Annotated in this window: 6 protein-coding genes; 2 read left to right on the top strand and 4 right to left on the bottom strand. The window is 35.4% G+C overall.

Annotated features, from left to right (window positions below):
- Window positions 1-288 precede the first annotated feature (288 nt).
- Complete coding sequence (locus ACR1PN_RS14460) at window positions 289-735, top strand: KTSC domain-containing protein (RefSeq protein ID WP_433980607.1); 447 nt, start codon at window positions 289-291, stop codon at window positions 733-735.
- Between the two features lie 312 nt (window positions 736-1,047).
- On the opposite strand, the gene ACR1PN_RS14455 is transcribed toward ACR1PN_RS14460, so the two are convergent.
- Both ACR1PN_RS14455 and ACR1PN_RS14450 read right to left on the bottom strand, forming a co-directional pair.
- Entirely contained in the window at window positions 1,048-1,848 is an 801-nt protein-coding gene (locus ACR1PN_RS14455; protein ID WP_433980606.1) for a Cof-type HAD-IIB family hydrolase, read from the bottom strand.
- Window positions 1,849-2,135: 287 nt separating this feature from the next.
- Entirely contained in the window at window positions 2,136-3,008 is an 873-nt protein-coding gene (locus tag ACR1PN_RS14450; RefSeq protein ID WP_433980605.1) for an AraC family transcriptional regulator, read from the bottom strand.
- 154 nt (window positions 3,009-3,162) lie between these two features.
- Here ACR1PN_RS14450 and ACR1PN_RS14445 point away from each other — a divergent pair, with 154 nt between their 5' ends.
- Window positions 3,163-3,759: a hypothetical protein gene (locus ACR1PN_RS14445; protein WP_433980604.1), complete on the top strand. Its 597-nt coding sequence runs from the start codon at window positions 3,163-3,165 to the stop codon at window positions 3,757-3,759.
- Between the two features lie 527 nt (window positions 3,760-4,286).
- Here the strand turns inward: ACR1PN_RS14445 and ACR1PN_RS14440 are convergent.
- Together ACR1PN_RS14440 and ACR1PN_RS14435 are read right to left on the bottom strand one after the other, a co-directional pair.
- The gene (locus tag ACR1PN_RS14440) at window positions 4,287-7,475 is read right to left on the bottom strand and encodes an efflux RND transporter permease subunit (protein WP_378178403.1); all 3,189 of its coding nucleotides are present in this window, start codon (window positions 7,473-7,475) and stop codon (window positions 4,287-4,289) included.
- Window positions 7,476-7,481: 6 nt separating this feature from the next.
- Window positions 7,482-8,543: an efflux RND transporter periplasmic adaptor subunit gene (locus ACR1PN_RS14435; RefSeq protein WP_433980603.1), complete on the bottom strand. Its 1,062-nt coding sequence runs from the start codon at window positions 8,541-8,543 to the stop codon at window positions 7,482-7,484.
- Window positions 8,544-8,547 lie beyond the last annotated feature (4 nt).

Genomic DNA, 8,547 nt, shown 5'->3' with positions numbered 1-8,547 from the left:
AATTTCTTTTACAATCTGAAGTTTCAAACTTAAACTGTAATCTTTCTGTGTACGCTTTACATAAAGCGATTCTAATGGTTCTTTCATAACGATTCTTTTTTGTGTATCGTTATTTCAGGTCTAGACATCTATATGAAATAAAAAAACAGCTTAAATTCTGGAACTTATCTTTTTCGAGTTTTAAGATAAGTTATTAATTTTTGAAACAAAACAAATTAATAATCAAAAACTTACGATTTTCAAAAATAAAACCTTAATTTTGCACCCCGAAAATAAGGATTATCCATTATGAAAAAAATAGGCGATTACAGAAAGCTTCTTGAAGTAGATAAAAACGTTACGTTGAAGGAATTAAAAACAATTTACAGAAACGTGATGAAAGATACGCATCCTGATAAATTCATCAATAATGAAGCGGGAAAACAGGAAGCGGAAGAAAAAAGCAAGTCTGTGATTGAAGCCTATCATTTTTTGGTGAGCATTAATCCTGAAACACAGGAAAGATATAAAGAAGAATATACGGAAACGATTACCAAATCTAATATCCAGGATTTTTATCTGGAAAAATCAGTTCTTACAGTTCAACATTTGAACGGAAATATGTACGAATATATTGGTGTTCCGAAAAACACTTACATCAAAATGGTAAATTCTGATTCTCCGAGTCGTTTTGCAAGAAGGCATATCTATGGAAGTTTTGTCTACAGAAAGTCCGGTGAGGCAATGGCAGACTAATTTTTTCAGATTATAATATACAAAGCTTTCAGATGATTCTGGAAGCTTTTTTATTTTTTGGTTAAACACAAAGGCGCAAAGATATTTTTTAATGGCAACTGTTTTTAAGGCGCTACGATTTATCTGTGATAAAATTCATTATTGAAATTGCTGAAAACCTTTGATTTTCTTGCGTCTTAAAAACTGCATAAAAATAAAAAGTTTGTGCCTTTGCGTTTAATAAATTACATTCGCAGATCTTCAGTCAGTTCGCAATTGACATTAAGAAAACCGCATCATTACTGATGCGGTTTATGTGTTTGTAATTGGAAATTAATCTCCGTTGAGATAAGTTTTTATGGTTTCCAGAACGCCAAAACTATCGTTGGAGCACGCTTCAAACTTTGCGGCTTCTTTTACTGAAGGATGTGCATTTTTCATGGCGTAAGAATAATGGGCATTTTTAAGCATTTCAATATCATTCAGATAATCTCCGAAAGCCATTGTTTGTTCGGGGAGAATATTCAGCGATTTCTGCAGTTTCTCAATGGCGTTTCCTTTGTTGGTATTCTTATTCATAATATCCACCCAGTTTTTTCCTGAAACTACCACAACCAAATCTTCATTTTCAAATCTTTTCAAAGCGGGATATAAAAACTCTTCGGAACTTACCGGATGATAAATTGCAATTTTAAAGACCGAATCGTCAACTTCCACTGCAAGGTCTTCTTTTTTCTCATTCTTAATATAATACTTAGAAAAATAATCGACGAAATCCTGATCATCACTTTCGTAATATGAGCTACCTTTTGCGCTTAAAACAGCTCTTGCACCGGGAATCTCCCTCACTGCCTGAATGATATCCGCAATAGATTTCTGACTTAATTTATCCGCAAAAACTTCTTCATTTTTATAGACAACATATCCTCCGTTTTCTGCAATAAAACCTATTTCATTTTCGATATCTCCAAAATATTGGGTGATTCCTGACATCTGTCTTCCACTGGCAGGAACAAAAAGAATATTCCTTTTTTTCAGTTCTTCATATACCTCAGGAAAATCCGGGCTTACTTCGTATTTTGAGTTCAGGAAGGTTCCGTCCATATCGGTTACAATCAGCTTAATATTCTTCATAAAATTTTGTTTTTCTTCTTCTTAATCGTTAAACCTTATACAAATATAGGGGTTAAAATTTGAAAGGTTGTTGGGGTTTCTGTTATAATTTCTTCGTTGTATTTTAAATTTTATTAAGACAGAAATGAATTCAAAAGTTCTTTTGTCATTCTAAATGGAATTTTACGAAGCATTATGAAATGAAGAATCTTTTAAAATTTAGAAATGAGATTTTTTCGACTCTACTCTGTTTCGCTCAAAATGACAACCCGTGAAAATTTAAGTTTTCTTGAAGCTTTACTTTGTGTTTATTCAATTAAATAATTAAATTCTTTTCTGTATTGAGAAGGGCTTTTACCCGTAAACTCTTTAAACGTTTTATTAAAATAACTGAAGTTATTAAAACCTGATTCAAAGCAGACTTCTGTAATGCTTAGCGGCTGTTCAGCAAGAAGTTTTAGGGAGTGTGTAATCCTATATTCATTGACAAACTGAGTAAAGGTTTTATTGGTAATTTTTTTAAAATAACGGCAAAATGATGGTACTTTCATGCTCGATAAATCTGCCATTTCATCCAACGTAATCTGTGCTTTAAAATGGTCTTTTACATAATTAAAAATATGATTGATTCGCTCATTATCCTCCATCTGAGTTTGTAAATAGTATTTTCCGGCATTTAAAATTCTGTATTCATTCGTAGAGGCAAGTTCATCCAGAATGCTCAAAAATTTCATCAGCTTTGAAAATGAGTCCGAGTGATGCATTTCAACAATTTTCTCTCCTACTTGTTTCTTTATTTTTTCGGAAAATACAATTCCAGCTTTTGCTTTTTCGAGTAAAACCGATATCTTCTGCATTTCGGGTAAAGCCCAAATCTCTTGGCCTAAAAAATCCGGTTTAAACTGTATAACCATTTCATATTCGTTGTTGGTATTTTCATTGGTCATTCCACAATGTGGAAGATTGGTTCCCATTAAAACCAAATCTCCATCTGAGAAGTAAGAAATATTACTTCCTATTTGCCTTTTTCCTGAACCTCCACAAACAAAAATCAGCTCAATTTCAGGATGATAATGCCAAACGTGAGATTTAATGTTTTCATTTTTTAAAAACTTCAGACTTGTAAAACTGCTTCCCAGATTGGGTTTCACTGCTTCAAACGCCGGGTTAGAATGTTTCATACTCCAATTCTTATATTCTATACAAAATTAACAAATAATATTCATTAAATTAACTTAAAGGTTAAAATAGAACATAAATGTGAAAATTGTATAGTAGAATTGAGTTAAGGTTTGATCTAATTTTGCAGTATTAACAAATGAAAAATTTAATATTATGAAAAAGGTATTTCAATCAGCATTATTGATCGGTTTCTTATCTGTCTCATCAACTGCAATGAGTAAAGAAAAAGACTTTTCTCTTTCATTTGGAAAAACTGAAGCAGAAACCGTAAGCTTTGAACTGTCGAATGCAAAAAATGTATCGGTAGCTGTTTACAATGATTTTTACGGAGAACTGTTCTCCGAAACGTTTGATAATTCGAGCTCTGTAAACAAATTTTATAATTTTAAAGATCTTGATTCGGGAGTTTATTATCTGGTTCTTGAATCACAACAAAAAATCGAAAAGTATAAAATCACTGTAGCTTCTGATAAAAAAGTGATGATTGAAAAAACACCTGTATCGGAAGTCATTAAACCAGAATTTTTAGTGGATGGTAATAAAGTAAAATTACTTTTATCAGGACTAAAGGGGGATGCAAAAATTACGGTCTCAGATTTTGATAACACTATTTATTATAATGAAACAAAATCTTCAGATAATGGAGAACTTAGTATCAATTTTGATCTGAGTAAAAAAACAGCCGATCATTACGTTATCAGTGTAGAAGAAAACGGCAAAATTTTTAATAAGGTAATTAGCTTGAGATAGTTTTTATTTCAGTCTAAAAGAAAATATTTTTATATAGTTTGTTTCTAAAGTCAGGTTTTTGCTGAATTTTTCAGAGAAAATCTGATTTTTTTTATGAGTGATGATTGCTCGTTGATGGATAATACGATGTAAATCCTATTCTTTAGAAGGTCGTCCCATTGAGACTTTATCTGAATTATGTTTTAAAGCTTTCAGGTTATTTTGGAAGCTTTTTTGTTTTTAGTTAAACGCAAAGGCGCGAAAATGTTTAAAATATCAATTATCTTAAGGCGCAAAGATTTTATCTGCGATAAAAATTATTATAGCTAAGTTTTTGAAAATATTTGATTTTCTTTTGTCTAAAGCAGATACATGTTAAAATCTCTGCGCCTTTGTTATAAACTAAGCGCTTCTTAAACTCATTCTGAATGATAATCATAACGCATATATTTTGAGATTGCTTCGTCGCTGCACTCCTCGCAAATGACACAAAAAAAAACCGCATCATTGCTGATACGGTTTTTCGGTTAATTAAAGGTTGTTATATTTTAGTCTACGTGTTTCGGAGTAAATCCGTCCTCACTTAGTTCTCTGTGTTCGTAATCGGCTTTCATTTCAGCTTCATAGTCTACTTTTTCATGTTTACCCATTCTTCTTAGAATAGAGTCAAACAATGAATATACTACCGGTACGATAATCAAGGTAAGGAATAATGATGAGGTCAAACCACCGATAATTACCCAAGCCAATCCGTTGTTCATTTCTGCTCCTGCTCCTTTTGCAATTGCAATCGGGATCATCCCGAAGATCATCGCAATCGTTGTCATCAGGATCGGACGAAGACGAGCATGGTTCGCCTGAATCAAAGCATCGTGAGTGTTTGCTCCTGCCGCTTTTCTCATATTGGCAAAGTCGACAATCATAATTGCGTTCTTTGCTACCAAACCAATCAACATAATCATCCCCAACATCGTAAAGATATTCAATGAATTTCCTGTAATTGCCAGGATTACCATTACCCCGATCAATGCCAACGGAATGGAGAATAATACCACAAACGGATACACAAACGAGTCATACAGTGAAACCATTACCAGATAAACCAATACAATAGCCGCTAATAAAGCGATTCCTAATGTACCGAAACCTTCGGTCTGGTTTTCCATATCACCACTCCAAATGTAGCTTACGCCTGCTGGTTTTGTTTTTTCATTATCCATGAACTGAGCCGCCCATTCGTTAGCAACATCTCCAACCGGACGACCAACCACTTTAGATTTTACCTTTACAGAAGGTGCTTTATCTCTACGTTCCAGCAAACTTGGTCCTGAACCCATTTTTACCTCAGCAAACTGGCTTAATCTGATCTGTTCGCCCTGAGGATTTGTAAACATCAGGTTTCTTACATCTTCAATCGATTGTCTGTTCGCATCTCCGAAACGGATGTTGATGTCATATTCGTACTCTCCCGCTCTGAATTTTCCGTCTGTATTTCCACTGAATGCCGTTTGCATCGTTTGTCCTACACTAGAAAGATTCAAGCCTAAAGAAGCCATTTTATCTCTGTCAATATTCACCTGAACTTCCGGATTTCCAGAATCGGTTGATAGTTCAGCATCTACAGAACCCGGAACTTTTTTAAGCAATTCAAGAATTCTGTTAGCTTCTTTGTTTGCCGTTTCGTTATCCTGAGCCGTTACTACCATTTCAATTGGGGCATTATCTGCTCCCATTAATCCGATTGGTGCTGTTTTGAACTCAACTCCGGTGAATTTTTCTTCTAAAGCTCTCTTGATTTTAGCAGATTTAATATCTGTACTTTCATTACGCTCAGATTTATCAACCAAGATTACCTGAATTTCAGATTGATACAATGTAGCCTGTGCCCCACCAAAACCTGATGACTGCTGACCAACTGTTGTAATCATATCAACCACATCTTTGTCTTCTCTCAGATATTTTTCAACGGCCAATGTTACCTGGTTTGTTTTTTCTACAGAAGCATCTTTTGATAACTCCATCTGAACAAGGAACTGTCCTCTGTCCATTTTAGGGAAGAATTCACCTCCGATAAATCCGAATGCCACCAACATAAATGAAGAAATCAAAATAATGAAAGTGACTACCACCGTCATAATTCTTCTTAAAGTTGTTTTTAACGCCCACTCCAAAATTCCGGTAATCCAGTGTGTGAATTTCTCTAATTGCTTTTCAAACCAAAGGATAAATTTCTCAAAAGGATTTTTACCTGAAAGGTGTACCAATTTACCATATCTTGAAGATAACCAAGGAATGATGGTAAATGAAGCTAATAACGATAACATTGTTGCAATAACTACAGTCACACAGAACTGCGCCAAGATATCAGATACCAAACCTGAACTCATCGCAATTGGTAAGAATACCACCACGATTACCAAAGTAATAGCCGTTACCGTAAATCCGATCTCAGAAGCTCCGTCGTATGCCGCGCGAATTCTGCTTTTTCCCATCTCCATGTGACGGTAAACGTTCTCCAATACCACAATCGCGTCATCCACCAGGATACCTACAACCAATGAAAGTCCTAGTAAACTCATTAAGTTTAGGGTATATCCCATCAAATACATTCCGATTACCGTTGCAATCAAAGACATCGGGATCGAAACCATTACGATAAATGCGTTTCTGATGTTGTGAAGGAATAACAACATTACTACCGCTACCAGAATAATCGCCAAGAATAAGTCGAAAATTACGTGGTCAGCCGCTTCAAGCGTAAAATCTGTTGTATCATCAACAATGTTGATTTTAACACCCTGCGTTTTATAATTGTCCTGAACCTGAGCAATAGTCTTTTGAACTAACTCAGAAACCGATACTGCGTTTGCATCAGACTGTTTTTTAACCTGAAGCAAAATAGTTGGTAACTGATTGTATCTTGCAATTTTCTCAACATCTTTTTGTGTATCGAAAACTGTAGCGATATCTGAAAGTCTAACCTGAGCTCCGTTTTTATTTGAAACCACAAGATTATTCATTTCCTGTACGTTTCTATACTTTCCGGAAAGTCTGATTGTAGATCTTGACGTTCTCGTCTTCAAAGCTCCCGTCGGGAAATCTAGGTTTGAAGAAAGAATTGCCTGTTGCACATCTGCGATTGCGATGCCGTAACCCTGCATTTTCTTTTCATCTAAATTTACCTGAATTTCTCTTTCCTGTCCACCAACAAGATCAACCTGAGCCACACCATTTACACGGGAAAAAATGGGCTCGATTTTCTTGTCTAAAAGATCGTAAAGTTCTTTATTATTCAATTTATCACTTGAAATACTCAATGTCATGATCGGTAGATCATCCAATGAAAATTTCTGTAACGACGGCGGATCTGCATCTTCAGGAAGGTCTGCCAAAATAGCATTTACCTTTCTCTGTGCATCATTCAAAGCGTAATTTACATCGGCTCCCGTGTTCAGCTGAACCATAATTACCGATAAACTCTCGTAAGATGAAGATTCTACTTTTTTTACGTTTTCCAAAGAACCAACGGCATCTTCAATCTTTCGGGTTACTGAAGTTTCCACCTCAGAAGGTGAAGCTCCCGGATATACCGTAGAAATGGTTACCATGTTGGTTTCAAACTTCGGAATCAACTCGTACCCCATCATGGAGTAGCTTAATAAACCTCCCAATGTCAGAATCGTAAATAATACGATGACAAGGGACGGCCTTTTAATGGATATTTCTGCTAACTTCATCTTCTGTTACTTTACGATATTGATTTTTGAACCGTTATCAAGGTTGATTTGCCCGCTTGTAATGACTTGTTCACCACCGTTTAATCCGCTTAGGATTTGAACTTTATCGCCATAAACCTTTCCGGTTTGAACTTTAATCATTTTAGCAGTTCCATTATTCACTACAAATAACTGACCTGAGCTCACTCCGTTTACGAAAGCTTCTGCAGGTACGGTTAACATATTCTGAGTTTCTGCACCATGATTGGTTTTAAATGTCGCTGTAGCATACATCCCTGCTTTTAAGTTTCCTCTGTTCTGAACTTCAATTTCAACAGGGAAATTTAAAGAAGCATCACTTTTAGGTGCGATAAATGTAATTCTTCCTGTGAAAGATTCATCAGGTAAAACATTTACATTAATTGCCACTTCCTGGCCTAACTGGATTCTTCCGATCTGGCTTTCATCCACTAAAACAGAAAGCTTTAAACTATTAATATTAACAATTTCGAATAAAGCTGTTCCCGGAGAAACTACCATTCCCGGTTCTACCATTTTTTTGTTGATAATTCCGCTGATTCCCGCTCTGATGCTTGTATCATTTACTTTTACACCCTGAGCTCTCACTGCAGCCTGAGCATTTTTTAATTGTAATCTTGAATTATCTAATTGCTGTTTTGTAACACCACCTGTTTTAAAGGCATTTTCGTAACGCTGATTGTCGATAATTGCATTCTGCAAATTATTCTGAGCTTGGGTAACATCAACTTCGATCGCATCTTTTTTAATGGTAGCCAATACCTGCCCGGCTCCTACTCTTGAGCCTTCTTTCACCAAAACGCTTACGATACGTCCTGAAATTTCAGAAGACTGATTAGATTCCTGCTTCGGAATGAAAGTTCCGTTCGCCGTATAATCGGTGTCGATATTTTCTCTTGAAACCGTAATCACGTTTACGTTGATTTTGTCAACCTGTTTTGCTACTTCTTTTACTTCGGTTTCCTGCTTCTTTTTGTTATCGGCAATTTTCCATGCTGCCAAACCAACAAGTACAGCCGCTACGATGATATATATTAAAGTTTTTTTCATGTTC

Origin of the sequence: Chryseobacterium sp. RLHN22, assembly GCF_051011795.1 — a bacterium.
Lineage (GTDB): Bacteria > Bacteroidota > Bacteroidia > Flavobacteriales > Weeksellaceae > Chryseobacterium > Chryseobacterium zhengzhouense.
This window is presented reverse-complemented; position numbering and strand designations above follow the sequence as displayed.